Source organism: Micromonospora sp. WMMD734 (assembly GCF_049178975.1).
Taxonomy (GTDB): Bacteria; Actinomycetota; Actinomycetes; order Mycobacteriales; family Micromonosporaceae; genus Micromonospora; species Micromonospora wenchangensis.
The window spans coordinates 7,178,377-7,205,295 of record NZ_JBMHMK010000001.1; the positions used below are offsets into that span (position 1 = coordinate 7,178,377).

Genomic DNA, 26,919 nt, shown 5'->3' on the forward strand with positions numbered 1-26,919 from the left:
GACCCCGCCTCAGCCGACGATGGCGTCCGACGGCGGGGTGAACTGGCGGGTCGGGGTGCCCTTGAGACCGTCACGCAGGGTCTGGGCGACCGCGTTGACCGGCACCTGGGACTGCCCGTCGCCGACGGCGTTGAACGGGTTGTCCGGGTCGGCGATGAAACTCGCCGCCGCCAGCTCCGGGGTGTACCCGACGAACCAGGCCGACCGGGTGCTGTCCGTGGTACCGGTCTTGCCGGCCACCGGGCGGCCCACCGTACGGCGCACGCTGTCCGCCGTCGACCAGCCGCCGCAGCTGCCCTTGGCCGGGGTGTCACCGGTGGGGCAGCGCGCCGCGTCGGTGGCGGCACGGGCCGCGTCGGCGTTGACCACCTGCCGGCAGCGGGGCTTGGCGACCTCCCGTTCGATGCCACCTGCGGTCTTGTACGTTGCCGGGGTGCCGTCCCGGTTGGTGATCGAGTTGACCGGCATCGCCTCGCAGTACCGCCCGTCGGCGGCGATCGCGGCGTAGGCGTTGGCCATCTCCAGCGGGGTGGCGTCGGAGACGCCCAGGGTGAACGCGCCCCACTTCTTGGCCTTGGCGGGTGACGCCTGCTCCTTGTCGACGTCGGTACGCCAGCGCAGGCCGAGCTGCTCGGCGAGGTGCACCCCCCGGTCCGCGCCGATCTTCTCCTCCAGCTGGACGAAGTAGGTGTTCACCGACTTGCCGAACCCGGACCACATGGTCTGCCGGCCGGTCATCGCCCCGCTGGCGTTGGACGGGGCCCACCCGTCGTACACGGCGGACTTGTAGCGGTACGGCGAGTCGAAGGCGGTGGACAGCGGCATCCCGGCGTCCAGGGCGGCCAGCATCGGGAACATCTTGAACGTCGAGCCGGCCTGGTAGCCCGGGAGGGTGCCGCCGCCGAGCAGCGGGGCGACCGTGTTCGGGTAGTTCGCCTTCATCTTCGGGTCGGCCTCGGGGTTCGAGCTGGGCCCGTTCTCGCTGACGTCCAGGGAGTAGGTGCGGTTCACCGCCATCGCCTTGATCCGTCCGGTGCCCGGTTCGGCGACCACGATCCCGTTGGCGAAGGGGCTGTCGACGCCTTCCTTGGCGCGGACGTTCCGCTCGGCGGCGGCCTGGACCTTCGGGTCGAGGCTGAGCACGATCCGGTAGCCGCCCCGGCGCAGCTTGTCCATCCGTTCCAGCCGGTTCTCCCCGAACGCGGGCTGCGCGCTCCACCAGTTCTTGACGTAGTCGCAGGCGAAGCCCCAGGCGTTGTACGTGCCGGGGATCGAGGCGCAGTCGTTGGCCGGGGTGGTGGGCCGGGTCCGGATGGGTTCGCTCTTGGCCACTGCGGCGGCGTCCGGGGACAGGTAGCCGAGCTGGGACATCTTGTCGAGGACGTAGTTGCGTCGGCCGGTGGCCTCCTTCTGGTCCGAGCTGAGCGGGTCGTACTCGGAGGGGGACTTGACCAGCCCGGCGAGGGTGGCCGCCTCGACCGGGGTGAGGGTGGCCGGGGTCTTGGAGAAGAAGATCTGCGCCGCCGCGTAGATGCCGTACGCCCGGTGGCCGAAGTACGCCGAGTTGAGGTAGCGCTCCAGGATCTGCTCCTTGGTCAGCTCCTTCTCGATGTCCAGCGCCATCCGCATCTCCTTGACCTTGCGCAGGCTGGTCTGTTGGGTGGCCTCCTGGACCTCCTGCGGCGTCTGCGCACTGTCCCGCAGCGCCATCCGGACGTACTGCATGGTCAGGGTGGAGGCGCCCTGGGAGACGCCGCTGGAGCGGGTGTTGGCCACGAAGGCGCGGGCGACGCCCTTCGGGTCGACGCCCCGGTGCTGGTAGAAGCGGTTGTCTTCGGCGGCGACGATGGCCTGCTGGATGTTCGGCGACATGTCCGACAACTTGGTGTACTGCCGGTACTCCTCGTAGAACATCGTCAGGATCGTCTTGCCGTCTGGCGCGTAGAGGTAGGACGTCTCGGCGGGCAGGGCGGTGCGCAGGATGTTCGTCTTGTGCTCCACGGCGTGCGCGGTGGCCTTGGCGCCCAGACCGGTCACGGCGGCCAATGGGTACGCGACGGCGGCGAGCACGATGCCGGCGATCAGCCCGGCACGCAGGAGAGGAACGGAACGACCAGCGGCAGCAAGGGGTCGATTGCTCACCTGGTCAAGTTATGACATTTCCGATACGTACATGAGAAAAACTCATGAATGCTCGGGTGTTCGCCGGCCGGGACGGTGGCCATGGGTGATGCGTCCGGTGTGCCGTGATGTGGACCACCCCGGGATCGGCTGTCCCCTGCGCCGGCTTCCCGGCAGGATCGCGGACATGCATGGGCAACTGACCGGCGTCACGCCGTCGACCGGTCCGGGCGTCGACGACGCCGTGCCGCAGGCGGTGCGCCCGACGACGGCCGGCACCGAACCGGATCTCGCCCATCACGGGGACGCCGAGGCCACCCCCGGCCTGGTCGACCTGGCCGTCAACGTCCGCCGGGACCCGATGCCGGACTGGCTGGCCGATCCGCTCACCGCCGCCCTCGCCGACCTGGCCGGCTACCCCGACCCCCGGCCGGCCCGCGCCGCCGTCGCCGCCCGGCACGGCCGCCCGGAGGCGGAGGTGCTGCTCACCGCAGGTGCCGCCGAGGGCTTCGTGCTGCTCGCCCGCGCCCTGGCCGGGGTACGCCGCCCGGTGGTGGTGCACCCGCAGTTCACCGAACCGGAGGCCGCACTGCGGGCCGCCGGCCACCGGGTCGAACGGCTCCTGCTCGACCCGGGCGACGACTTCCGGCTCGACCCGGCCCGGGTGCCGGCCGACGCCGACCTGGTCATGATCGGCAACCCGACCAACCCGACCTCGGTGCTGCACCCCGCCGCCGACCTGGCCGCCCTGGCCCGGCCCGGCCGGGTGCTCGTCGTCGACGAGGCGTTCGCCGACACCACCGCCGCCCCCGGCGTCGACGGCGAACCCGAGTCCCTCGCCGCCCGCCGGGACCTGCCCGGCCTGGTGGTGGTGCGCAGCCTCACCAAGACCTGGGGACTGGCCGGGCTGCGGATCGGCTACCTGCTCGGCGAGTCCGCCCTGGTGGCCCGGCTGGCCGCCGTCCAGCCGCTGTGGGCCGTGTCCACCCCGGCGCTGGCCGCCGCGACCGCCGTCGCGTCACCGACCGGCGTCGCCGCCGAGCGCGCCATCGCCGCCCGGCTCGCCGCCGACCGCGACCACCTGGTGCGCCGCCTGTCGGCCCTGCCCGGGGTACGCGTCGCAGGCCGCCCGGCCAGCGCCTTCGTCCTGGTCCACCGGCCCGACGCCGACCGGGTACGCCAGGCGCTGCGTGACCGGGGCTGGGCCGTACGACGCGGCGACACCTTCCCCGGGCTGGGGCCGGACTGGCTGCGGATCGCCGTCCGTGACCCGGCCACCACGGATGCGTTCATCGAGGTACTGGCGGAGATCCTGGAGGCATGATGCTGGAGACGACGATCGCGGAGATCGGCCCGCCCGATCCGGTGGCGATGACGGCCGCCCGGGACCTCCAGGCCCGACTGACCAAGCCGGCGGGCTCGCTGGGTGCGCTGGAGGAGCTGTCCGTACGCCTGGCCGGCCTGGCCGGGGTCTGCCCGCCGCCGTTGCCCGAACCGGCGGCGGTGGCGATCTTCGCCGGTGACCACGGCGTGCACGCCCAGCGGGTCAGCCCGTGGCCGCAGGAGGTCACCGCCCAGATGATCGGGAACTTCCTGGCCGGCGGGGCGGTCGTCAACGCGTTCGCCCGTCAGGCCGGCGCCTCGGTCACCGTGGTCGACGTCGGCGTGGCCGCGCCGCTGCCGTTCCCACCCACCCACGCCGTGCCCGACAGCGCCGCCGTGCCAGCCGCCACCGTGCCCGACAGTGCCGTGCCCGACAGCGCCGCGCCTGCCTGTGCCGCGCCCGCCCCGGCCGACGGCACCCTGGCACCGCCGCGCCTGGTCGACGCGAACGTGCGGCGCGGCACCCGGGACATGACTGTCACCGCCGCGCTCACCCGGGACGAGGCGCGGGCGGCGGTCGAGACCGGCATCCGGATCGCCGGTGAGCTGCTCGACGCCGGGGCGGGGGTGCTGCTCACCGGCGACATGGGGATCGCCAACACCACGCCGGCCGCCGCGCTGGTCGCCGCGTTCACCGGGGCCGACCCGGAGGCGGCCACCGGCCGGGGCACCGGGGTGGACGACGAGACGTACCGGCGCAAGGTCGACGTGGTGCGTACGGCGCTTCAGCGGCACCGGCCCGACCCGGCCGATCCGCTGGGGGTGCTGGCCGCCGTCGGTGGCCTGGAGCACGCGGCGCTGACCGGGCTGATCCTCGGCGCGGCAGCCCGCCGGGTGTCGGTGCTGCTCGACGGGGTGATCGCGGTCAGTGCCGCGCTCGCCGCCGCCGCCCTCGCCCCGGACGCGGTCGGCGCGATGGTCGCCGGGCACCGTTCCGCCGAGCCGGGGGCCACCGTGGCGTTGCGGCACCTCGGCCTCGACCCGCTCGTCGACCTCGGCCTGCGCCTCGGCGAGGGCACCGGCGCGCTGCTGGCCCTGCCGGTGGTCACCGGCGCGGTCCGGGTGCTGCACGAGGTCGCCACCTTCGACGCGGCGGGGGTCTCCGAGAAGTGAGCACCAACCCGTACCCCCTCGGCCTGCGGCTCGCCGGACGCCGGGTGGTCGTGGTGGGCGGCGGTGCCGTGGCCAGCCGGCGGGTACCCGCCCTGCTGGATGCCGGCGCGGACGTGCTGCTGGTCGCCCCCGAGGTGACCCCGGCCCTGCAAGCGCACGTCGACGCCGGACGGTTGCACTGGCGGCCGCGCCGGTTCGCCCCCGACGACCTCGACGGGGCGTGGCTGGTCCAGGTCGCGGTGGACGATCCGCTCGCCGCCGCTTCGGTCAGCGCCGTCGCCGCCGAACGGCGGATCTTCTGCGTCCGGGCCGACGACCGGACGGCGGCCACCGCGTGGACCCCGGCGGTGACCCGGCACGGGCCGGTGACCGTGGCCGTGCTGGGCGGGGGAGACCCGAAACGGGCGATGGGTGTCCGGGACGCCGTCCGGGAGCTGCTCGCCGCCCGGACGGGCCCCCTCGTTGACCCGGGGGAAGTCGACCCGGGTGAACCGGTGGCGGACGCGCCCCTCGCGGGCCCGCCGGCACCGACGCCGGCCGGGTCCGGTGACGCCACGATCCGGCCGGGTGGCCCGGTCGGTCGGGTGTCGCTGGTCGGTGCCGGGCCGGGCGACCCGGAGCTGATCACGGTGAAGGGGTGGCGGCTGCTCACCGAGGCGGACGTGGTGGTCGCCGACCGGTTGGTGCCCGGACTGCTCCTGGACGAGTTGCGTCCCGACGTCGAACTGGTCGACGCCGCGAAGATCCCCTACGGTCCGTCGCGCGCCCAGGAGGAGATCAACCGGATCCTGGTCGACCGGGCGCTCGCCGGCAAGGTCGTGGTACGCCTCAAGGGCGGCGACCCGTACGTCTTCGGGCGGGGCGGGGAGGAGTTGCTGGCCTGCGCGGCGGCCGGCGTGCCGGTGACCGTGGTGCCCGGGGTGACCAGCGCGGTGGCCGTGCCGGCGGCGGCCGGTGTCCCGGTGACCCACCGGGCGGTGGCACACGAGTTCACCGTGGTGTCCGGGCATGTCGCCCCGGACTCACCGGTCTCCCTGGTGCGCTGGGAGGCCCTCGCCGGCCTGCGGGGCACCCTGGTGGTGCTGATGGGGCTCAAGAACCTGGCCGCCATCGCCGACACCCTGACCCGGCACGGCCGGGACGCGGCCACCCCGGTCGCGGTGATCCAGGAGGGCACCACGGGCGGCCAGCGCAGTCTGCGGTCGACGCTCGGCGCGGTGGCGGCCGACGTGGGTGCGGCGGGCCTGCGTCCCCCGGCCATCGTGGTGATCGGCGACGTGGTCGACGCCCTGACGCCCTGACCCTGCCGGGCCGTCCGGCTTGATCCACCCCTTGTGGGCCGAGGTAGCGGCATCCGGGACACGGGATGGCGCTACCTCGGCCCAACTGAGTCGATCTTGCGAGGGATGCCGCCACCTCGGCCCGGTTGGGTCGAGGTGGCGGCGGGTGGGGCTGTCGCTACTGCTTGAGCATGTTGTCCAGCAGCAGGGCGCAGCGGATCAGCCCGAGGTGGCTGTACGCCTGCGGATGGTTGCCCAGCCCGCGCTCGGCCAGCGGGTCGTACTGCTCGGGGAGCAGCCCGGTCGGGCCGGCGGTGTCGACCATCTGGGCGAACAGCTCCTCGGCGTCGGTACGCCGACCGGTGCGCAGGTACGCCTCGATCAGCCACGCCGTGCAGATGTGGAAGCCGCCCTCCCGGCCCGGCAGACCGTCGTCCCAGTGGTAGCGGTAGACGACCGGGCCGCTGCGCAGATCCGCCTCGATCTTGAGCACGGTGGAGAGGAAACGCGGGTCGTCCCCCGGGAGCAGGCCGGACAGCCCGATCCACAGCGAGGAGGCGTCCATGTCCTCGTCGCCGTACGCGACGCTGTACGCCTCGACCTCCTCGTGCCAGCCGTTCTCCAGCACGTTGGCGCCGATCCGGTCGCGCAGTTCGACCCACTCCGGCTTGTCCTCGCCGCCGTGCTGACGCACCACGTGCAGGGCCCGGTCGACGGTCATCCAGCACATCACCTTGGAGAAGATGTGGTGCCGGGGTGGCAGGCGGGCCTCCCAGATGCCGTGGTCGGGCTCGTGCCAGCGGCGGCGGACCGCCTCGACCATGTTGTCCAGCACCCGCCACTCGTCGTCGCGCACCGAACCCCGGGCGTCGGCGACGGCCGCGATCAGGTCGGCGATCGGGCCGAAGACGTCGAGTTGGAGCTGGTGGTTGGCGAGGTTGCCGACCCGGACCGGCCGGGAGCCGGCGTACCCGGGCAGGGTGTCGATGACCGCCTCGGCGCCCAGTTCGTAGCCGTCCACCGTGTAGAGCGGGTGCAGCCGCTCGGGGTGCCCGCCGGTGCGCTCGATGCAGCCGTCCACCCAGCGCAGCAGCGCCTCGGCCTCCTCGATCGAGCCGAGGTCGACCAGGGCCCGCGCGGTCATCGCCGCGTCCCGCAGCCAGCAGTACCGGTAATCCCAGTTGCGGACGCCGCCCAGCTCCTCCGGCAGCGAGGTGGTCGCCGCCGCCAGGATCGAGCCGGTCGCCTCGTGGCAGAGGCCGCGCAGGGTGAGCGCGCTACGGGCGACCAGGTCCCGGGCGGTGGCGGGCAGCCGCAGCGAGGCCACCCACTCCTTCCAGGGCTGCTCGGCCTTGGCCTGCCGTTCGTGGATGCCGACCGCGTGGTCCTCCAGGCTGTGCGTGCCGAAGCGCAGCTCCAGCACCACCTGGCCGCCGGTGGCGGAGAGGTCGACCACGGCGTGCGCGGTCTCGTAGCCGCCGTCGGTGCGGACCTGCCAGGTCACCCCGGGGGAGTAGAGCGCGACCGGCTCGTTGGAGCCGAGCACCAGCAGGCCGTCGTCCATCGGCTGGAGCTGGGTGGCCACCTGCCCGAACTCGGGACGCGGGGCGAACTCGATCCGGGCCCGCCCGGAGCCGGTGAGCACCCGGACCAGGGTGGAGTCGCCGGTGATGACGGCCGGGCCGTCCGGCGTGGTCTCCCGGGCGGGCAGGTCCAGCCAGTCGGTGACGGTGAGCCCCGACCAGCGGGTCTCCACGGTCATCGTGCCGCTGCGGTAGCGCTGGCCCAGTGGAATGCCGCCGCGCTCCGGCCCGACCGTGAAGTGCCCGGCCGGGCTGCCGCCGACCAGGTCGGCGAAGATCGCCGCCGAGTCGGGCTTGGGGTGGCAGAGCCAGCTCACCTTGGCCTCGGGCGTGAGCAGCGCGACGGTACGGCCGTTGGCCAGCATCGAGTGCCGTTCGATCGGCACCGCCCGCTCGCCGAACAGCCAGTGCCGGCGGGTCTCCAGCAGCAGGCCGAGCGCGCGGGCCGCCTCGACCGGCTCGGCCACCCGGTAGTGCGCCTGGGTGTCCCCGGGGCCGATCTTGATGCCCAGGTCGGGGCCGCGCAGGGTGCCGAAGGCGTTCTCGTCGGTGACGTCGTCGCCGATGAACAGCACCGCGCTGGCCGAGAGCTGGGTGCGGAGCTGGTCGACCGCGGTGCCCTTGTGGGTGGCGACCACCGACAGCTCGATGACCTCCTTGCCCTGGGTGACGGTGACGTCGTCCCAGGTCGCGGGGCCGTTACGGACGGCCTCGACGGCGGCGGCGGCGACCTGCGGTTCGACCCCGCGGGTGTGCACCGCGACGCTGGCCGGCTTGCGTTCCAGCCGTACCCCCGGGTGGGCCTGGGCGATCTCGCGCAGCGCGTCGCGCAGCCGGGTGCGCACGGCGACCAGCTCGGGGGAGAGCCGCTCGACGAAGCCGATGTCGAACTCGGAGCCGTGGCTGCCGACGAGGTGGATCTCGTTGGGCAGCCGGGACAGCGCGGCCAGGTCGCGCAGCGCCCGCCCGGAGACCACCGCGACGGTGGTCTGCGGCAGCGAGGCCAGCGCCCGGACGGCGGCGACCGACTCGGGCAGCGGCACCGCCTTGCTCGGGTCCTCCACGATCGGCGCGAGCGTGCCGTCGTAGTCGCAGGCGACCAGGAGCTGTGGTACGCGGGCGATGCGTCCGATCGCGGCCAGCAGTTCCGGGTCCATCGTCCCGGCGGCGGGGGTGATGATCTCGGCGGTGGGGGCGTTCACTCGGCCTCCGTCCCCGGTGCGCCCAACTCGGTCAGAAAGGACTTCGCCCAGTGCCCCACATCGTGGGTGCGCAGGTGACGTTGCATGATCCGCATGCGTCGACGGGCCTCCGGCTTCTCTACGTGTACAGCCCGCAGGAGGGCGTCCTTGACGGCGTCGGGGTCGTGCGGATTGCACAGGAACGCCTGGCGCAGCTCGGTGGCCGCGCCGGCGAACTCACTGAGCACGAGCGCACCGCCCTGGTCGGCGCGCGATGCGACGTACTCCTTGGCCACCAGGTTCATTCCGTCTCGCAGCGGGGTCACCATCATCACGTCGGCCGCGACGTACATCGCGGCCAGTTCGCTGCGACTGTACGACTGATGCAGATAATGCACCGCCGGCACGCCGACCCTGCCGAATTCGCCGTTAATCCGACCAACCTCGCGTTCCACCTTGACCCGTAGTGCCTGGTAGTGCTCCACGCGCTCCCGGCTGGGGGTGGCCACCTGCACCATAACCGCGTCCGGAACTGTCAACTTTCCGTCAGCAAGAAGTTCGCGGAAGGCCTTGAGTCGGAGTTCGATGCCCTTCGTGTAGTCGAGCCGGTCGACGCCCAGGATGATCGTCTTCGGGTTGCCCAGCTCCTCGCGGATCTGCTTGGCCCGGGCCTGGATCGCCGGGTCCTCGGCCAGCCGCTCCATCTCCCTGGTCTCGATGGAGATCGGGAACGCGCCGGCCTTCACCTGCCGCCCGTCGACCTGGATCATCTGCCCCTCGTAGCGCAGCCCGAGCAGGTGCCGGGCCAGCCGGACGAAGTTCTGCGCGGCCAGCCGCTGCTGGAAGCCGACCAGGTCGCTGCCGAGCAGACCGCGCAGGATCTCGGTGCGGAACGGCATCTGCATGAACAGCTCGATCGGCGGGAACGGGATGTGCAGGAAGAAGCCGATCTTCAGATCCGGCCGCAGCTCGCGCAGCATCGCCGGGACGAGCTGGAGCTGGTAATCCTGCACCCAGACCGTCGCGCCCTCGGCCGCGACGTCCGCCGCCGCCTCCGCGAACCGGGCGTTGACCAGCCGGTACGCCTCCCGCCAACGGCGCTTGTAGGCGGGTGTCTCGACCGCGTCGTGATAGAGCGGCCAGATTGTCGCATTGGACTGACCCTCGTAGTAACGTTCCAACTCCTCGGCGCTCAACGGCACCGGGTGCAGGCGGATGCCCTCCAGGTCGAACGGCTCCGGGGCGGCGCCGGTGCCACCGGCCCAGCCGACCCAGGTGCCCCGGTGCTCGGCGAGGACGGGGTGCAGCGCGGTGACCAGCCCGCCGGGGCTGCGCCGCCATTGTCGTCCCTCGGGTGTGCTCACCTCGTCGACCGGCAGTCGGTTGGCCACAACGACAAAGGAGCTACGGACGGTCACGATCGGCCACCTCCGGGTGCTGACGGGTCCACCGCGATGAGCGTACTGAGCGTAGCTGCGGCGTCTGGGACCCCGTGCCGCAGTTACCTACCCGTCCCACGCCTGCTGAACCCGTACCGTGATCTTGTCAACATCGCCAGCTCAGCGGTAGCGGTAGTGACGCGGACGATGCCGGGCGGGGTGATGTGGGCGCGGCGGGCCGTACCTGTCAGGATTGACGGTGGCGTGCGCGTGGCCGGCTCCCGGCCGGCGGCGGCGGGCGCAGGTCGCAGCCCGCGCCGAGCCGCAGCCCAAGACGACAGCAATCGACGGAGGTAGCCCGCACCGTGGCCCAGTTCATCTACGTCCTGGAAAAGGCGCGCAAGGCGCACGGCGACAAGGTCGTGCTCGACAACGTGACGCTGAACTTCCTGCCGGGGGCCAAGATCGGTGTGGTCGGCCCGAACGGCGCCGGTAAGTCCAGCCTCCTCAAGATCATGGCAGGGCTGGACAAGCCGAGCAACGGCGAGGCCCGGCTGATGCCCGGCTACACCGTCGGCATGCTCGCCCAGGAGCCCCCGCTCAACGACAGCAAGACCGTGCTCGGCAACGTCGAGGAGGCGGTCGCCGAGACCAAGGCCAAGCTGGACCGGTTCAACGCCATCGCCGAGCAGATGGCCACCGACTACTCCGACGAGCTGATGGAGGAGATGGGCCGGCTCCAGGAGGAGCTGGACCACCTCGACGCCTGGGACATCGACTCCAAGCTCGAACTGGCCATGGACGCGCTGCGCTGCCCGCCGCCGGACGCCGACGTCACCCAGCTCTCCGGTGGTGAGCGCCGCCGGGTCGCGCTGTGCAAGCTGCTGCTGGAGGCCCCCGACCTGCTGCTGCTCGACGAGCCCACCAACCACCTGGACGCGGAGAGCGTGTCCTGGCTGGAGCAGCACCTGGCCAAGTACGCGGGCACCGTCATGGCGATCACCCACGACCGGTACTTCCTCGACAACGTGGCCAACTGGATCCTGGAGCTGGACCGCGGCCGGACCTACCCGTACGAGGGCAACTACTCCACCTACCTGGAGAAGAAGGCCGCCCGGCTGGCCGTCGAGGGCCGCCGCGACGCCAAGATGAAGAAGCGGCTCACCGAGGAACTGGAGTGGGTCCGCTCCAACGCCAAGGCCCGGCAGACCAAGTCGAAGGCCCGGTTGGACCGCTACGACGAGATGGCCGCCGAGGCGGAGAAGACCCGCAAGCTGGACTTCGAGGAGATCCAGATCCCGCCGGGCCCGCGCCTGGGCAGCACGGTCATCGAGGCCAACCACCTCAGCAAGGGCTTCGGCGACCGGCTGCTCATCGACGACCTGTCGTTCTCGCTGCCGCGCAACGGCATCGTCGGCATCATCGGCCCGAACGGCGTCGGCAAGACCACCCTGTTCAAGACCATCGTCGGGTTGGAGCAGCCGACCGGCGGCGAGGTCCGGGTCGGCCCCACCGTCTCGCTGTCGTACGTCGACCAGAACCGGGAGGGCCTCAACGGCGACAAGACGGTCTGGGAGGTCGTCTCCGACGGGCTCGACTACCTGATGGTGGGCAAGGTCGAGATGCCGTCCCGGGCGTACATCGCGGCGTTCGGCTTCAAGGGGCCGGACCAGCAGAAGCCGACCAAGGTGCTCTCCGGCGGCGAGCGCAACCGGCTCAACCTGGCGCTCACCCTCAAGATCGGCGGCAACGTCATCCTGCTCGACGAGCCGACCAACGACCTGGACGTCGAGACGCTGTCCAGCCTGGAGAACGCGCTGCTGGAGTTCCCCGGCTGCGCCGTGGTCATCTCCCACGACCGGATGTTCCTCGACCGGGTCGCCACCCACATCCTGGCCTGGGAGGGCGACGACGAGAACCCGGCGAAGTGGTTCTGGTTCGAGGGCAACTTCGACGCGTACGAGAAGAACAAGATCGACCGGCTCGGGGCGGAGGCGGCCCGGCCGCACCGGGTGACCTACCGCAAGCTGACCCGCGACTGAGCATGGCGGACCGTTTCGTCTACCACTGCACCCTGCGCTGGTCCGACCTGGACGCGTACGGCCACGTCAACAACTCGCGCTTCCTCACCCTGTACGAGGAGGCGCGGGTGGCGTTGATGTTCGCCGGGGGCAAGGCGTGGGGGGTCGGCTCGTTCGCCGACGGGGTCGTCATCCGTCGGCACGAGGTCGACTACCTGCGTCCGGTCGACTACGCGCTCGGTCGGGCCACCGCCCAGGCCGCGCCGACCGTCCGGATCGAACTGTGGGTGGAGCGCATCCGGGCCGCCTCGTTCACCGTCGCCTACGAGCTGTACGACGGTGACGTGCTGGCCAGCACCGCCCGCTCGGTGCTGGTCCCGTTCGACCTGGTGGAGAAGCGGCCCCGGCGGATCAGCGACGACGAACGGGCCTTCCTGGAGTCGTGGGCCCTGACCGACGGGGCGGCGTGAACGGCGGCGCCACCGTCCGGCCGGAGCACGGGTTGGTCGGGGCGGACGACGCGGGGGCCTTCCTGGCCCGGCTGGTCCGCCTCGACCCGGCCACGGTGGTCCGGCTACGCCCGCTGCCCGGCGTCGGCCGTACCGCCCTCTGGGGCCGGCTGCCGTGGGACGTGCTGGTGGTCCGGACGGTGGCCGGGAGCGCCCCGGCCGACGTCACCGTGGACGCGGCCGAGTTGCTGGCCCGGTTGGCCGACGCCGACACCATGTTGCCGCCCGGCCGTGACGAGCGGTGGCGGTGGCCGTTGCCACCGGTGGTGAGCCGCCCGGTCGAGGTGCTGCCCGCCGCCGAGCTACGGCGCATCGCCGAGGCCGCGGCGGGCACCCTGCGCACCGCCGCCACCGAGGGGGTACGCGGGCGCGCGGTGGGGCAGCGGATACTGCGGGAGGCGCTGCTCGACCACGTGGCGGTGACCGTCACTCCCGACGCCGACCCGGCCGACCCGGTGGAGATCACCCAACGGCTGGTGCAGGGGCTGGTCCGGATGGGGTTCCTCGGCCCGGCCGAGATCACCGCGGCGGGGGAGGTCCAGGTCCGGGTGGCCGGCCGGTGGGTGGGACTGGTGGGACCATACGGAGCCGCCTGGTCGCGGAAAGTTTCGGATCTCGCAATTCGTCCGGCACGGGATCAGCCGAAAGTATGACCCCGGATCATTCTTCCGGCTTGGGGCTGCCGTTGGGGGGGTGTCTCAACCCGGCTGTCCGGGTACCGTCCATCCTCGGATCCAACGCACCGTAGGCGATTGGATCCGCTGGGGAGTGAGGTGCGCGAGCGATGCCGTGGTGGTCATGGCGCCCTGGTCCCGCCGCTGGCGGCGACCCGGAAACTCGAAGCGGAGTCTCGGTGGACAGCATCCGGGTGGGGCCACCGCCGCCCCGGCAACCGGCGGAGGACTGCCCCGCAACCGATCGGCCCGTCGTGACCGACCGGCCGGCCTCCGTGGCGCCGGTCACCCTGGCCCGGGTGTGCGACGCGCTCGACCTGCTCGACGTGCGTTACCTGGCCGACGGTGACGGCAACCTGCTGGCCATGTGGGAACGGCACGCGGTGCTGGTGACCCTCGAAGGCCCCGAGGACGAGATCCTGGTGATGCGGGCCCGCCCGCACGCCACCGTCCCGCCGGACTGGGCCGACCGGGCCTACCGGGTGGTCAACGAGTGGAACCACACCCGCCGGTTCTGCAAGGCGTACATCGGCGACCCCACCGAGCGCGGCCAGCTGCCCATCTACGCCGAGTTGCAGGTGCCGCTCGGCGCCGGGGCACACGACGCGCTGCTGGTGGAGATGCTCGACTGCGGCGCGGCCGTGGCGACCACGTTCGTCGACTGGCTGCACGACGAGGGTGCCCTGCTCTGAGCCACCCGAGGCCCCGGCCGCGCCGACGCGGGCGGCCGGGTCAGCCGACGGACGGGTCCTCCATCACGTTGACCATGAAGTAGGCCGACCGCTCCAGGTAGTCCCAGAGGGTGGCGGCGTGCTCCGGCGGCAGGTCCAACTCGTCCACCGCCCGGCGCATGTGGCGCAGCCAGGCGTCCCGCTCGGCGGGGCCGATCCGGAACGGCGCGTGCCGCATCCGCAGCCGGGGATGCCCCCGCTGGGCCGAGTAGGTGTTGGGGCCGCCCCAGTACTGCATCAGGAACAGCGTCATCCGCTCGGTGGCCGGCCCGAGGTCGCCCTCCGGGTACATCGGGCGCAGCAGCGGATCGGCGGCGATGCCGGCGTAGAACCGGTCGACCAGCCGCCGGAAGGTGGGCTCACCACCGACCGCGTCGAAGAAGGTCGTCGACGGAACGGGCCGGAGGTCGCCTGCGGAATCCACCGTTCCATCCTGCCAGGTACGGCGACGCCACGACTGCCGCCCACCGGCCGATCACATCACAGCGTGCCGCCGGGGGGCCCGTTCCCCGGGCCGGCGCGTCGCCGACCCGGGCCGCCCGCCCGCCGGTGACCCGGTGCCGGCGTTAGCCAGGTCGGCGGCCTTCACGGCGGCGTCGACGGTCGCCCGGTCCGGCCAGCGCAGCGCGGTGAACAGCATCAGCAGCACCCCGGCGGCGCTCCACACCCCGACCACCACCGGCACCGAGAACCGGTCGGCGAGCATGCCGGTGACCAGCACCGCACCACCCTGGATCACCTGGATGCCGGTGGCCATCACACCGAAGGCGCGGGCCCGGTAGCCGTTGGGCAGGGCCCGGACGAACAGCCCGTTCGCCGTCGGGATCAGGCCGGCGACTGCGAAGCCGCAGGCCGCCGCGAGCAGGGCGACCACCACCGGGGGCGGGTTCAGCAACGCCGGCACCAGGGCCAGCGGGGCGAGCACCGCCAACGGTCGCATCAGGGTGAGCCGGCCGGCGGGCGAGACCAGCCGGCCGACCAGCAGGCCGCCGACGATGTATCCGACCGGGTTGGCCGCCATGATGACGGCCTGGGCGGCACCCGAGTCCAGGCCGTTGCCGGAGCGTTCGCCGGCCCACGCGGCGGCCAGTCCCTCCGGGACGATCGAGAAGAGCATGGCGCTGAACACGAGCAGGCTGATCGCCCGCAGCACGGGGGTGCCGAAGACGATCCGGAACCCCTCGCCGGTCTCCCGCAGCAGGTGGGTCCGGTGCGCCGCGCTCAGCGTCGGCTCCCGGTCGTGCACGCCGAGCTGGACGAACAGGGCGGACAGCCCGAAGGTGGCCGCGTTGAGCAGCAGCGCCGCCGTCGGGCTGACCGCCGCGACCGCCGCGCCGGCCAGGTAGCCGACCACCTGCGCGGCCTGGCTGGCGCTGGCGTTGAGCGACAGCCCGAGCACCAGCCGGTCGCCGGTGAGGATCGCCGGCAGCAGCGCCGAGCGGGCCGCCTGGCTCGGCGGGTTGGCCAGGGTGGCGGCGAACAGCAACGCGAGGATCGCCCAGACCGGCAGGCCGGGCAGCACGATCAGGACGGTCAGCAGCATCCGGATCACGTCGCAGGTCACCATCACCCGCCGGTGCCGGTACCGCTCGGCGAGCGCGGCGAGCAGTGGACCGCCGACCAGCCACGGCAGGTAGCTGACCGCGAACGCGGCGGCGGACAGGGCGACGGAGCGGCTCTCCTGGTAGACCAGCACGGTGACGGCGGCCTTGGCGACGTAGTCGCCGACCCAGGACAGGACACTGGCGGCGAAGACCGCCCGGAACTCCCCCTGCCCGAACACCTCACGGAAGGTGGCCGGCCGGTCCGGGGCGGGTCGCTCGTCGGACACCGTCGCCTCCATCGTGCCCCGGCACCGGCCACTTGTGATGGCCCGGCGGGGCCCCGTCGTCAGATTCGCGGATCAGCGATGACGTGATCACGCTCCCGGGAACGCGTGCACCGGATTCTGCCCGATCGTCTGACAACTGACTAGGGCGAACGGATTGATCGTCGCATGCCCGACTGAACGAACGGACGATACCCGAGGGGCCGCCCGGCGCGCGAGCCCCGACCATCGGGCCGGTTCACGCGGGCGTGAGCTGCGGTTTCAGCTCCCCCCGGCCCGTCCGACGCCGGTACCGCCGGGGCCCGTCGGGGTGCCCGGAGCCGTCGAATCCGTCGGGGCGGCCGGCCCGGTCGGGCCGGCCGCGGTGACGGTGCCGGCGGTCGTCGGGGCGGTCGGGCCCGCCGGGCCGACGCCGGTGGAGCCGGCGGGGGTGCCGGTGACCGCAGGGCTGGTGCCGGTGGTGGTCGGGCCGGTGCCGGTGCTCATGCCGACCGGCGGCAGCCCCGGATAGAGCCGGGCCGCCGCGATCCGCGCGGTGATGCCCGAGTTCTCCAACGCCTCGGCGAGCCGGCGGCGCAGCTCCCGGCCGACCGCGAACTGGCCGTCCGCCGTGGTCTTGACCACCGTACGGATCACCGCACCGTCGACGGTCACCTGCTCCACCCCGAGCACCTCGGGCGGCTCGACGATCTCGGCGGACAGCTCCGGGTCCACCGCCACCGAGGCGGCGGCCGTCCGCAGCACCGCGTTGGCCTCCTCGGTGCCGGCGAACCCGATCGGCAGGTCGACCACGACCAGCGCCCAGCCCTGGCTCTTGTTGCCCACCCGGATGATCTCGCCGTTGCGGATGTACCAGAGCACCCCGCGACCGTCGCGGACCGTGGTGACCCGCAGCCCCACCGACTCGACCACCCCGGTCGCCTCGCCCAGGTCGACCGTGTCGCCGACGCCGTACTGGTCCTCGATCAGCATGAACAGCCCGGCGATCAGGTCCTTCACCAGACTCTGCGCGCCGAAGCCCAGCGCCACCCCGGCGATGCCGGCGCTGGCCAGCAACGGGGCCAGGTCGAAGCTGAACTCGCGCAGGATCATCAGCAGCGCGATGCCGAAGACGAACGCGGTGACCATGCTGCGCAGCACCGAGCCGATCGCCTCGGCCCGTTGGCGACGCCGTTCGGGGACGAACTCGGTCGGATCCAGCGTGCTGCTGGGCACCCGCTCGCGCAGCGGACGCAGCAGCGTGGGCACCGCCCCGTGCGCGGTGGTGCGGACCAGCCGGTTGATCGTCCGGTGCAGCGCCCACCGGGCCACGAACGCCAGCAGCAGGATCAGCACCACCCGCAGCGGCTTGAGCAGGATCCAGTAGCTGCCCTCGGCGAACCAGGCCGACCCGGTCACCCGGTACAGGTACTCGCAGGAGGTGCTGCCCAGACAGTCGGCACCCGAGCCGCCCCCGGAACCCGGGCTGCCGCTCGGGGCCGGGCTCGGGGCGGCGGACAGGACGACTGACGACAGGCTGACGACGCTCACCCTGTCTTCGTACCGCAGGGGTCCGGACGGCCGGCGGCCGACCCACCACGCCCGTGATCGTACGGTGCCGAACCGGACATCTTCCTACACCGCGCGGAGGGTTCCGCGGGTACCCCGGATTAGTGCGTGCAATCGTGGGTCCGATCAGGGACGATTGGCACAACGGACGACGGTGATCCCGCCGGAGTCGGTCGTGGCCCGCCGCTGCCCGGGGCCCGGCCGGCGCTGCCAGCGGTGGGAGCGGCTGGACCGGGAGGGTGAGCACGATGCCTGACATACGACCCACGGTGGGCTCCGGCGCGCTGGTCCTCAACGCCACCTACGAGCCGCTGTGTGTCGTGTCCGTGCGTCGCGCCGCGATCCTGGTGCTCTCCGCCAAGGCCGTCTGTGTCGCCGACGGCGACGGCATCCTGCACAGCGCCCACGATGCGCTCCCCGTCCCCTCGGTGGTGCGGCTGACCCGGTTCGTCCGGGTGCCCTACCGCACCCACGTCGGGCTCTCCCGCCGGGCGATCTTCGCCCGCGACGGCAACCGCTGCGCCTACTGCCGGGGCCCGGCCGAGACCATCGACCACGTCTTCCCGCGCAGCCGGGGGGGCCGGCACGCCTGGGAGAACGTGGTCGCGGCGTGCGCCCGGTGCAACCACACCAAGGGCGACAAGACCCCCGCCGAGCTGGGGTGGCGGCTGCACAGCCTGCCGGCCGCCCCGAAGGGCAACGCCTGGCGGGTGCTCGGCCACCGCGCGCCCGACCCGCGTTGGGCGGACTGGCTCGACCTGCGGGAGCCGCTGCGCGAAGCCGAGGCCGCCTGACCGCTGCGCGGGGCCGCTGACCGCTGCTCGGGGCCGGGGCCGCCTGACCGGGCATGGCCGACGGGGGCGCTCGGGGCCCGGCGCGGGTCAGCGGGCCCGGACCAGGGTGGCGTACACCACGACGTTGTCGGCGTAGCCGGTCCCGCCGCCGACCCAGCGCCCGCCGCAGGTGATCAGCCGCAGGCCGGGGCGGCTGAAGTCGCCGAAGATCTCGTCGACCGGCAACCGTTCCTTGCCGTACCGCTGCACCTGGTCGACCTCGAAGACGGCCACCCGGCGATCGGCGCGGGTCACCTCGATCCGGTCGCCGTCGCGCAGTTCCCGCAGCCCGTGGAAGACCGCCGGCCCGGTGGTGGTGTCCACGTGCCCGACGATCACCGCCGGACCGTACTGGCCGGGGGTGGGGCCCTGGTCGTACCAGCCGGCCTCCTGGGCGCGGGCGGCGGCCGGGACGTCGATGCTGCCGTCCGGGGCGATGCCGACCTGGTGCACCGGGGCCCGCACGTCGATCCGGGAGATGGCGATCTGGGTCGGCGGGCTGCCCGAGAGCACCGGGAACCGCTTCGGCGGGGGACGCAGCCCGGCGACGAACCGGTCCGGCAGGACGCTGATCCCGGTGACCCGCTCCACCCCGAGCATCGCCACGATCAGCAGCATCACCGTGGCGACGGCGAGCACCGGCAGGCCCGGCCCGGACCCGGCGAGCCGGCCGCCGAACGCGGGGCCGCGCGGCACCGGGCGTACCGGACGCGCCTGGGTGACCGGGTCGGTGGTGGTCACGCTGGCGGAGAAAGCCTGGCCGGCGACCCGGCGGAAACGCCGGGCGGCGCGGCGGGTGCGGGCGGCGATCAGGTGGGCGGCACGCCGGCTGCCGGCGGCGACCCGGACGGTACGCCGGGCCGCCGCCCGCAACCGGTGGCCGGCCGGCCGGGAACGGGTGCGGGCCATGACGACAGGTGGTCAGGCGCCGGGCCGGGTCCGCCGGCGGTTGCCGCCGAAGACGCCCAGCCCGGCCGCCACGGCCACCACCGCCAGGCCACCGACCAGCAGCAGCGAACCGCTGCCCCGGTCACCCGCCGTCCCGCCGCCGCCGGTCGCCGGGCCCTTGCTCGGCTGGGCCATGTTCAGCACGGTCAGCATGGTCGAGGCGGTGTTGCCGTTGGCGCACCGCAGGTCCACCGGATAGTCACCGGGCTGCTTGTTGCCCGGGACGGTGACCGCGCCGGTGAGGAAACCGTTGTCGGGTCGCAGCACCACCCGCCCGAAGGCGTCCGAGTGCACGGTGGCCTGCTGGTTGTTGGCGTTGTCGCAACTCGCCCGGATGCTGACCCGGGTGCCGGCCTGCGCGGTGTTCGGCGTGACCTCGACGAAGGTGTTCTCCCCGGCGCGCGCCGGGGCGGCCGCCGTCAGGACGAACACCCCGACCAGGGTGAGCACCGCCAGTACGGCGTGGACGGCACGACGGTGCAGAGTGAGCCCCCGCATGATTCCCCCCTCCCGGCGACGGTTCGCCGGAATCCTGCGACGGGTGTGCGGGGCTGCATTCCCGCTGGCCCGGGGGCAAACCCGGAGTCAGGCCCGCCCGGGGTCGGTGGCGGGCGGCAACGGGGTGACCGGATGCCACCGCAGCGGACTGGAGAGCACCATCGTGCTGGACGGCTGTCCGTACGGGGCGAGCCTGTCGATCACCGCCTCGAACTGCCCGATCGAACCGGCGGCGACCTTGAGCACACTGCACGCGTCGCCGGTGATCCGGTGGATCTCCTGGATCTCCGGCCAGTCGGCGACGTTCGGGTCGTGCAGGATGCACCGGGGGCCGTAACAGGACATCCGGATCAGCGCCACCACGGGACGGCCGGCGCGGGCGAGGTCGACGTGCGCGTGGTACCCGGTGACCACGCCTGACTCCTCCAGCCGGCGGACCCGTTCGGCGACCGCCGGTGGGGACAGGTGCACCCGCCGGGACAACTCGCTGTACGACAGCCGCGCGTCGGCCTGCAACTCGCGCAGCAGGGCCCAGTCCATCTCGTCCACGCGCCGACCTTATCTTCGGCAGGTCAACCCGGCGAAGCGCCTTCCGTTCGTGAAGTGACAGCCGCTCAGCTCCATCGAAGCGGCATTCCACCACGGGTACGTGACGGGAGATCATGTTCGGACAGCCGAACCGGAGGGGCGAGACGGTGGAACAGACGGACCTGCGGGCGCACACCCCGGACCCGGTGGTACGCCCGGCCACCCCGCAGCAGCGCCGGGCCCGCGCCGCCCGCAACGGCGGCGAGCCCACCCTGGAGTTCGCCGACCGGACGCCCTACGACGCGTACGTGCACGCCAGCACCCTGCACACCCTCCAACAGCCGCTGAGCAACGACCCGGGCGAGATGTCCTTCCTGATGGTCAGCCAGATCATGGAGCTGTACTTCGGGCTGACCTGCCACGAGCTGCGCCAGGCCCAGCGTGACCTGCGGGCCGACCGGGTGTGGGCGGCGCTCGCCCCGCTGCGCCGGGCCGCCCTGCACCTGGAGGGGCTCAACGCCGCCTGGCGTGGGCTGCGCTGGATGACCCCCGCCGACTTCAACCGGTTCCGCAACCTGCTCGGCGAGGGCTCCGGCTTCCAGTCCGCGATGTACCGCCAACTGGAGTTCCTGCTCGGGCTGCGCGACCCGGCGCTGATCCGTCCCTTCCGCCGCCAGACCCAGATCTACGACGACCTGCGCGCGGCGCTGGCCGCGCCGAGCCTCTGGGACGACGTGATCGCCCTGCTTGACCGGCACGGACACGAACTGCCCGCCGAGCTGCGCGACCGGGACGTCGCCGTCGAGCACCTGCCGCACCCCCGCATCGAGGCGGCCTGGGTGGCGGTCTACGACGACGACGGGCCGGACAACCACCTGCGGCAGCTCGGCGACGCGCTGGCCGACGTGGCCGAGCAGTTCGGCGACTGGCGGTGGAACCACGTCAAGGCCGTGCAGCGCACCATGGGCGCCAAGGTGGGCAGCGGCGGGTCGGCGGGGCTGGCCTGGTTGCAGCGCAGCATGTCCCGGGTGGTCTTCCCCGAACTGTGGTCGGCCCGTACCGCGATGTGACCCGCCGATGACCGACAGTTCTTATATATGGCCCGCTCGGGGGTATATCATCTGCCGATGAAAACTGTCATCGATCTCGACGATGAACTGCTCGAACGGGCCCGCCTCGAACTGGGCACCAAGAGCAAGAAGGACACCATCCATGCTGCGCTCCGGCTGGTGGCGGAGCGCAGCGAGCGGCTGGAGGCCGTTCGCGAACTCCTCGCGATCGACCGCGACTGGACGGGTCTGCTCGAAGACGACAAGACACCCCGGGGCACCCGGGACGCGGCGTGACCACACCGGTCGGTCTGTACCTGATCGACACGTCCGCCTGGGGACGCCTGCGCCAGCCGCCCGTCGGCAAGCGCATCGCGGCGCTCCTGGTGGAACGGCTGGCGGCCACCTGTCTGCCGCTCGACCTCGAAGACGGACGGAGCGCCCGCGATGTCCGGGACGCGATGGCGATGCGGGCCCGCCGGACGGAACTGATGATCGATCTGCCGATCACTCCGGCCGTCGCCACCCGGGCACGTGATCTGCAACTGGCGTTGACCGCCCGTGGGCACCACCGGGCGGCCAGCCCGGTGGACGTCGTGGTGGCGGCTGCCGCCGCCGAGTACTCCGCCACCGTGCTCCACTACGACCGTGACTTCGACCTGCTCGCCGAGGTCGGCGGTCCGCGCTCGGAGTGGGTGGCGCCCCCGGGCACGCTGTCCTGATCCGCCGTACCCACGGGTGGCCGGCCCCGCCGCCGGGCGGGGCGACGGGACCGGCCGGTGCGGGGTCAGGAGTGCGGGCAGGTGTCCCGGTACTCCTCGATCGCGCTGCCCCGGGGTGCCGGGCAGAGGAACTGCTCGTAGCGGGTGTCGTCGTCGACGAACCGCTTCAGCCAGGAGATGCTGTACTTCGCCACGGTGACGTTCGGTGAGGTCGGCGCGGAGTGGCCGGCCGCGTTCAACTCCAGGTAGGCCTTGTCCAGGCTCGCCGGCATGCTGGTGTAGAACGGCTCCGAGTGCGACGCCACCGGAGCGGTCGAGTCGTTCTCCGCGCCGATCACCAGCGTCGGCACCCGTAGCGACGACCAGTTCTTGACGGTGTGCCAGCCGGTGAGCGGGATGGCGGCCTGCAACGCGGGCCTGGTGTTCGCCGCCGACAGGCTGCCGCCGCCGCCCATCGAGTGCCCCATCACCGCGAGCCGGTTGCGGTCGATTCGGGTCCGCACGGCGCTGCTGCCGGCCAGGTAGTCCAACGCGGCCAGCAGTTGGGTGCCCCGGGAGGCCGGCTGGTCGTACACGGAGAGGGTGTCGATGGTGATGACCACGAAACCCTGGGAGGCCAGCCGGGGGCCGAGCCAGGCGACGCTGGACTGGCTGGCGGTGTAGCCGGGGGAGATCGCGACCGCGCCGAAGGTGCCCTCGGCGGTGCTGGTCGGGTAGTAGATCGTGCCACCCCGGAACCCGCTCACGGCGGACGCCGCGACGGTGCTCTGGGCGATGGCGAACGGGCCCCGGGTGGCCTCGATGCTGGCCGTCGTCGGGGCGGGACCCCGCTCGTACGGGTTGGCGGCGGACGCCGCGACCGGCCGGGCGTCGACGGGCGCGGCGGGCGCGGCGACCGCACTGCCGCCGACCAGGGCGAGCGCGAGCAGCGGGCGGGTGACCAGTCGGGGCCAGGGCCGGCGGGACCGGGGCCGGGGCCGGGTGGGGTGGGGGTGGAGGGCGGGCACGGGTTGCACGGGGGCTCCCTGCGGGTGGGTGGACCGGAATCGATCGAGAACCTCCGATCGGTACGGGCCATCCTCCGGGTCCCGGCACCGAGACCGGCAATCCCGGCCGGGTCATGTCAGCGGAATATGGGGCGGACGCCACACCCGTGCCTGTCGTGTCGCCCCGGCGCGATCGGGTGCCGAACCGGCAGGATGGGACCGGGTGACCCGACTCGTCCCCGCCGCGGGGCCGCTGGAACACTGGAGTGACAGGTGGGATCGGCACCCCGCAGGCTCGCGGGGCGTCGGCTCCGCTAACGTGAATGGCAGCGGAGTCGGGAGCACGGTGTCACGATCGTCCACCCGACCCGGAAGCTCTGGTCTCTCTTACCGCCTGGGGGCGTTGGGATTGTCTGTCACTGACACGTTGCTGATCTTCGTCGGCATCCCGGCGGCGGTGGTGCTGGTGATCGTCGGGCTGGTCTACGCCGCCAACCACGGCAGCGGCGGCGGCGCCAAGCGCTACCGGCCGGGCCGACGCTTCGACTTCACGCCGGTCTGGTTCCTGGGCCGCCCGGAGCAGCTGGCCGACTCGGCCGGCACCGCCCTGGCCGCCGGTGCCCAGGCACCGGCGCTGACCAGCCACAAGCAGCAGCAGGCCGGCATCGAGGCACCGGCCGGTGGAACCGGAGGCGCAAGTGACCGTTGGTGAGAAGGTGGCCGAGACCGGTACGGGCACCCCGCCCGAGGTGCTGGACGGGCCGTTCTCGACCCGGCAACTGCTGCGCATCGACGAGGCGCTGCGCCTGGCCGACCAGGGCAGCGGCCTGGTCTTCTCGGTCTACGTCGGCGGCCTCGACGAGCCGGTCCGGGAGCACGCCGAGCGGCTGCACCGCCAGCTCGCCGAGCCGGACCGGTCGGTGCTGATCGCCGTGTCGCCCAACCAGCGCCAGCTGGAGGTCGTCACCGGCCGGTACGCCCGCAAGCGCATCCCCGACACGTACGTCAAGCTGGCCGCGCTGTCCATGGTGGCGTCCTTCGGCGGCGGTGACCTGGCCGGCGGCATCATCCAGGGCCTCGACCAGCTCGCCAGCCACGCCGGCCGGGCCTGAGCCGCACCCGCACGTCCCGAACGATCCGGAGCCCGGCCCGCAGCACGCGGACCGGGCTCCGTCGCGTCCACGGGTTCCCGTCCCGGGTGGCACCTGTACCGCCCGCGCCGGGCCGGCACCGCGGAACGACCGGGGCCGGCGTGGGCTCGCACCCGCGCCGGCCCCGGGCCGGTCCACCTCGACGTCAGCTGCTGCGGGCGTCCCGCGCGCGGGCCTTCAGCGCCCGGACCACCCCGTCGCGCCCCTCGGCCACCAGACGGCGCAGCGAGGCCGGGTGCCCGTCGCCGGCCAGCCACGCGTCGGTCGCCGCCACCGTCTCCTCCTCGACCAGGTACGCCGGGTACGCCAGCTGCACGAACTCCTGCGCCGGCTCGCTGTCGCGCTGCGCCCACACCTGCGCCACCGTGGCGAAGTACCGCTCCCGGTACGGCGCGGTCAGGGCGACCTGCGTCGGGTGGGTCAGGCCCTGCAACAGCGCCCGGTTACGCCAGTTCGGCAGCGCGTCCGGGCCGGTCAGCAGGGACCACACCGACGCCTTGTTCGCCTCGGTCGGCACCAGCGCGTGCGCGTACGCGGCCTCCCGCTCACCGGAGGCCGTCCGGTCGCCGGCCAGCTCCGCCTCGATCTCGGCGGTGCCGGCCGCCCCCTTGGCCACCAGCGACTGCAGCACCGTCCAGCGCAGCTGGGTGTCGATGGTCAGGCCCGCCGGCACGTCGGTGTCGGCCAGCCAGCCGCGCAGCGTCGCCAGGTCCTCGTCGGCGCGGGCCGCCGAGGCGTACGCCCGGGCCCAGGCGAGCTGGAAGCCGCTGCCCGGCTCGGCCGCCGCCAGCGCGTCCTTCGCGGCCCGGGACAGCCCGGCCCAGCCGGTCGGGGCCCAGGCCGGGTCGGCGTAGAAGATCAGCGCGGTGCTGGCCTGCCGCAGGGTGGCGGTGACCAGGTTGATGTCGGTCTCGGCGGGCAGCCCGGCCAGCACCAGCGCCACGTAGTCGCGGGTGGACAGCTCGGCGTCGCGGACCATGTCCCAGGCCGCCGTCCAGCACAGTGCCCGGGCCAGCGACGAGTCGAAGCCGGCGATGTGCTGCACCACGGTCGCCATCGACCGTTCGTCGAGCCGCAGCTTGGCGTAGGTCAGGTCGTCGTCGTTGAGCAGCAGCACGTCGGCGGCCGGCCGGCCGTGCAGCACCGTCAGTTCGGTCACCTCACCGGTGACGTCCACCTCGACCCGCTCCCGGCGGACCAGCCGGCCGTCGGTCAGGTCGTACAGGCCGACGCCGATGCGGTGGGTGCGCAGCGTCGGGTGGCCGGCCGGGGCCTCCTGCCGGACCAACACCCGCTCGTAGCCGCCGTCGGCACCGATGGTCACCTCGGGACGCAGCGTGTTGACCTGGGCGGTCTCCAGCCACTGGGCGGCGAACTTGCGCAGCTCCCGGCCGGAGGCCGTCTCCAGCTCCGACAGCAGGTCGTCGAAGGTGGCGTTGCCCCACGCGTGCTTGCCGAAGTACGCCCGCAGCCCGGCCAGGAACGGTTCCTCACCGACGTACGCCACGAGCTGCTTGAGCACGCTGGCGCCCTTGGCGTACGTGATGCCGTCGAAGTTGACCTCGACCGCCTCCAGGTCCGGCATCTCGCAGTAGACCGGGTGGGTGGAGGAGAGCTGGTCCTGCCGGTAACCCCAGTTCTTGCGGATCGACAGGAAGGTCGTCCACGCCTCGGAGAACCGGGTGGCGTGGGTGTTGCACCAGTGGCTGGCCCACTCGGCGAACGACTCGTTGAGCCACAGGTCGTTCCACCAGCGCATGGTGACCAGGTCGCCGAACCACATGTGGGCCAGCTCGTGCAGGATCGTGTTGGCCCGCTGCTCGTACTCGAAGTCGGTGACCTGCGAGCGGAACAGGTAGTGCGACTCGGCGTGGGTGACGCAGCCGAAGTTCTCCATCGCGCCGGCGTTGAAGTCGGGCACCCACAGCTGGTCGTACTTGGGCAGCGGGTACCGCACCCCGAACTGCTCGTGGAAGAAGTCGAAGCCCTGCTTGGTGATCAGGAACAGGTTGTCGGCGTCCAGGTGGGGGGCCATCGAGGCCCGGCAGAAGACGCCCAGGTCGATGCCGTCGTGACTGTCCCGCACCTCGTGGTACGGCCCGGCGCACAGCGCGGTGATGTAGGTGCTCATCCGCGCCGAGGTGGTGAAGTGGACGGTCTTGAGCCCCGCGCCGGCCGGTTCCTCCCGGTCGACGGGCATGTTGGACACCACCCGCCAGTGCGCCGGGACGGTGGCGTGCCAGGTGTAGACGCTCTTCAGGTCGGGCTGGTCGAAGCAGGCGAAGACCTTCTGCGCGTCGGCCGTCTCGAACTGGCTGTAGAGGTACGTCTCCCCGTCGACCGGGTCGACGGTGCGGTGCAGGCCCTGCCCGCTGTTGGAGTAGCCGAAGTCGGCGTCCACCACGAGCACGTTCTCGGCGGCCAGCCCGGTCAGCGTCAGCCCCTTGTCGGCCGACCAGCCGGCGAGGTCCACCGGCTCGCCGTTGAGCGTCGCCGCGCGCACCGACTCGGCGGCCGTCTCGATGAAGGTGCCGGCGCCGGGTTCGGCACAGCGGAACCTGACCTCGGTCACCGACCGGAACGTGCGGCCCTCGGCCTGCACCGCGGTTGACAGGTCGAGGTTGATGTCGTACCCGGTGACCTCCAGCAGGCGGGCCCGCTCGGTGGCCTCGACCTGGGTCAGGTTGCGCACTCCTGGCACTTTCGTCTCCATCCCACTCTCGCCGCCCTCCGGCTGCGCCAGCCCCTGCCGGCCGCTCGTGGCGGCGACCCGAGCCGAGTCTTCCATGCACCGACCCTGCGGTGGTCGACGTCACGCTCTCATTCCGCTACCGATCGATGCCGTTCGGGGTG

At 72.8% G+C, this 26,919-nt stretch carries 23 protein-coding genes and 1 pseudogene; 13 read left to right on the forward strand and 11 right to left on the reverse strand.

The window, feature by feature from the left end; genetic code table 11:
* Positions 1-9 precede the first annotated feature (9 nt).
* Positions 10-2,142 (reverse strand): transglycosylase domain-containing protein, encoded by a 2,133-nt coding sequence (locus ACN267_RS31615; protein WP_204958099.1) that lies wholly within the window; start codon positions 2,140-2,142, stop codon positions 10-12.
* Positions 2,143-2,308: 166 nt separating this feature from the next.
* Here ACN267_RS31615 and cobC point away from each other — a divergent pair, with 166 nt between their 5' ends.
* From cobC to cobA, 3 genes are read left to right on the forward strand one after another with little or no spacing between them, the layout of a single operon-like run.
* Entirely contained in the window at positions 2,309-3,445 is a 1,137-nt protein-coding gene (gene cobC, locus ACN267_RS31620; RefSeq protein ID WP_204958100.1) for an Rv2231c family pyridoxal phosphate-dependent protein CobC, read from the forward strand.
* A complete protein-coding gene (locus ACN267_RS31625) occupies positions 3,445-4,617 on the forward strand; it encodes a nicotinate-nucleotide--dimethylbenzimidazole phosphoribosyltransferase (RefSeq protein ID WP_421490323.1) in 1,173 nt (390 codons plus the stop codon). Before cobC ends, ACN267_RS31625 begins: the two co-directional genes overlap by 1 nt.
* Entirely contained in the window at positions 4,614-5,918 is a 1,305-nt protein-coding gene (gene cobA, locus ACN267_RS31630) for a uroporphyrinogen-III C-methyltransferase (RefSeq protein ID WP_204958101.1), read from the forward strand. Before ACN267_RS31625 ends, cobA begins: the two co-directional genes overlap by 4 nt.
* A gap of 157 nt (positions 5,919-6,075) precedes the next feature.
* Here cobA and otsB read toward each other — a convergent pair whose 3' ends face one another.
* A complete protein-coding gene (otsB, locus tag ACN267_RS31635; RefSeq protein ID WP_204958232.1) occupies positions 6,076-8,637 on the reverse strand; it encodes a trehalose-phosphatase in 2,562 nt (853 codons plus the stop codon).
* 41 nt (positions 8,638-8,678) lie between these two features.
* On the reverse strand, positions 8,679-10,079 hold the full coding sequence (locus tag ACN267_RS31640; protein ID WP_204958102.1) for an alpha,alpha-trehalose-phosphate synthase (UDP-forming): 1,401 nt from the start codon (positions 10,077-10,079) through the stop codon (positions 8,679-8,681).
* Positions 10,080-10,405: 326 nt separating this feature from the next.
* Between ACN267_RS31640 and ettA the strand changes: the two genes are divergently transcribed.
* The 4 genes from ettA (at position 10,406) to ACN267_RS31660 (ending at position 13,936) form a co-directional block, all read left to right on the forward strand.
* On the forward strand, positions 10,406-12,082 hold the full coding sequence (gene ettA / locus ACN267_RS31645) for an energy-dependent translational throttle protein EttA (RefSeq protein ID WP_377681746.1): 1,677 nt from the start codon (positions 10,406-10,408) through the stop codon (positions 12,080-12,082).
* A 2-nt stretch (positions 12,083-12,084) separates the two neighbouring features.
* The gene (locus ACN267_RS31650) at positions 12,085-12,531 is read left to right on the forward strand and encodes an acyl-CoA thioesterase (protein ID WP_088646587.1); all 447 of its coding nucleotides are present in this window, start codon (positions 12,085-12,087) and stop codon (positions 12,529-12,531) included.
* Positions 12,504-13,223: a hypothetical protein gene (locus ACN267_RS31655; protein WP_421490324.1), complete on the forward strand. Its 720-nt coding sequence runs from the start codon at positions 12,504-12,506 to the stop codon at positions 13,221-13,223. The genes ACN267_RS31650 and ACN267_RS31655 overlap by 28 nt, the downstream gene beginning before the upstream one ends.
* Positions 13,224-13,354: 131 nt before the next feature.
* Positions 13,355-13,936: a YbjN domain-containing protein gene (locus tag ACN267_RS31660; RefSeq protein WP_204958105.1), complete on the forward strand. Its 582-nt coding sequence runs from the start codon at positions 13,355-13,357 to the stop codon at positions 13,934-13,936.
* A 40-nt stretch (positions 13,937-13,976) separates the two neighbouring features.
* Here the strand turns inward: ACN267_RS31660 and ACN267_RS31665 are convergent, their stop codons facing one another.
* The 3 genes and pseudogenes from ACN267_RS31665 to ACN267_RS31675 form a co-directional block, all read right to left on the reverse strand.
* Positions 13,977-14,399: a globin gene (locus ACN267_RS31665; protein WP_281894887.1), complete on the reverse strand. Its 423-nt coding sequence runs from the start codon at positions 14,397-14,399 to the stop codon at positions 13,977-13,979.
* A 51-nt stretch (positions 14,400-14,450) separates the two neighbouring features.
* Positions 14,451-15,818, reverse strand: coding sequence for an MFS transporter (locus ACN267_RS31670; protein WP_204958107.1), 1,368 nt, complete (start codon positions 15,816-15,818; stop codon positions 14,451-14,453).
* Between the two features lie 444 nt (positions 15,819-16,262).
* A pseudogene (locus ACN267_RS31675) lies at positions 16,263-17,351 on the reverse strand (mechanosensitive ion channel family protein); the annotation flags it as partial.
* A 248-nt stretch (positions 17,352-17,599) separates the two neighbouring features.
* On the opposite strand from ACN267_RS31675, the gene ACN267_RS31680 reads away from it, so the two are divergent.
* On the forward strand, positions 17,600-18,145 hold the full coding sequence (locus tag ACN267_RS31680) for an HNH endonuclease (RefSeq protein ID WP_204958108.1): 546 nt from the start codon (positions 17,600-17,602) through the stop codon (positions 18,143-18,145).
* An 87-nt stretch (positions 18,146-18,232) separates the two neighbouring features.
* On the opposite strand, the gene ACN267_RS31685 is transcribed toward ACN267_RS31680, so the two are convergent.
* From ACN267_RS31685 to ACN267_RS31695, 3 genes are all read right to left on the reverse strand, one after another.
* Positions 18,233-19,057 carry a class F sortase gene (locus ACN267_RS31685; protein WP_239485245.1) on the reverse strand — a complete coding sequence of 275 codons (825 nt, stop codon included), beginning with the start codon at positions 19,055-19,057 and terminating at the stop codon, positions 18,233-18,235.
* A 48-nt stretch (positions 19,058-19,105) separates the two neighbouring features.
* Positions 19,106-19,630: a hypothetical protein gene (locus ACN267_RS31690; RefSeq protein WP_421490325.1), complete on the reverse strand. Its 525-nt coding sequence runs from the start codon at positions 19,628-19,630 to the stop codon at positions 19,106-19,108.
* Positions 19,631-19,717: 87 nt separating this feature from the next.
* Complete coding sequence (locus ACN267_RS31695) at positions 19,718-20,179, reverse strand: Lrp/AsnC family transcriptional regulator (protein ID WP_204958111.1); 462 nt, start codon at positions 20,177-20,179, stop codon at positions 19,718-19,720.
* 146 nt (positions 20,180-20,325) lie between these two features.
* On the opposite strand from ACN267_RS31695, the gene ACN267_RS31700 reads away from it, so the two are divergent.
* From ACN267_RS31700 to ACN267_RS31710, 3 genes are read left to right on the forward strand one after another with little or no spacing between them, the layout of a single operon-like run.
* Positions 20,326-21,228: a tryptophan 2,3-dioxygenase gene (locus tag ACN267_RS31700; RefSeq protein ID WP_421490326.1), complete on the forward strand. Its 903-nt coding sequence runs from the start codon at positions 20,326-20,328 to the stop codon at positions 21,226-21,228.
* Positions 21,229-21,285: 57 nt separating this feature from the next.
* Positions 21,286-21,504: a type II toxin-antitoxin system VapB family antitoxin gene (locus ACN267_RS31705; RefSeq protein ID WP_088646603.1), complete on the forward strand. Its 219-nt coding sequence runs from the start codon at positions 21,286-21,288 to the stop codon at positions 21,502-21,504.
* Entirely contained in the window at positions 21,501-21,929 is a 429-nt protein-coding gene (locus ACN267_RS31710; RefSeq protein ID WP_421490327.1) for a PIN domain-containing protein, read from the forward strand. Before ACN267_RS31705 ends, ACN267_RS31710 begins: the two co-directional genes overlap by 4 nt.
* 65 nt (positions 21,930-21,994) lie before the next feature.
* Here ACN267_RS31710 and ACN267_RS31715 read toward each other — a convergent pair whose 3' ends face one another.
* Positions 21,995-22,873, reverse strand: coding sequence for an alpha/beta hydrolase (locus ACN267_RS31715; RefSeq protein WP_204958233.1), 879 nt, complete (start codon positions 22,871-22,873; stop codon positions 21,995-21,997).
* A 469-nt stretch (positions 22,874-23,342) separates the two neighbouring features.
* Here ACN267_RS31715 and ACN267_RS31720 point away from each other — a divergent pair, with 469 nt between their 5' ends.
* Together ACN267_RS31720 and ACN267_RS31725 are read left to right on the forward strand one after the other, a co-directional pair.
* On the forward strand, positions 23,343-23,627 hold the full coding sequence (locus ACN267_RS31720; protein ID WP_067310700.1) for a hypothetical protein: 285 nt from the start codon (positions 23,343-23,345) through the stop codon (positions 23,625-23,627).
* Positions 23,614-24,027: a DUF5130 family protein gene (locus ACN267_RS31725; protein ID WP_421490328.1), complete on the forward strand. Its 414-nt coding sequence runs from the start codon at positions 23,614-23,616 to the stop codon at positions 24,025-24,027. The genes ACN267_RS31720 and ACN267_RS31725 overlap by 14 nt, the downstream gene beginning before the upstream one ends.
* Before the next feature lie 184 nt (positions 24,028-24,211).
* On the opposite strand, the gene pepN is transcribed toward ACN267_RS31725, so the two are convergent.
* Positions 24,212-26,758 (reverse strand): aminopeptidase N, encoded by a 2,547-nt coding sequence (gene pepN, locus ACN267_RS31730; RefSeq protein ID WP_421490528.1) that lies wholly within the window; start codon positions 26,756-26,758, stop codon positions 24,212-24,214.
* Positions 26,759-26,919 lie beyond the last annotated feature (161 nt).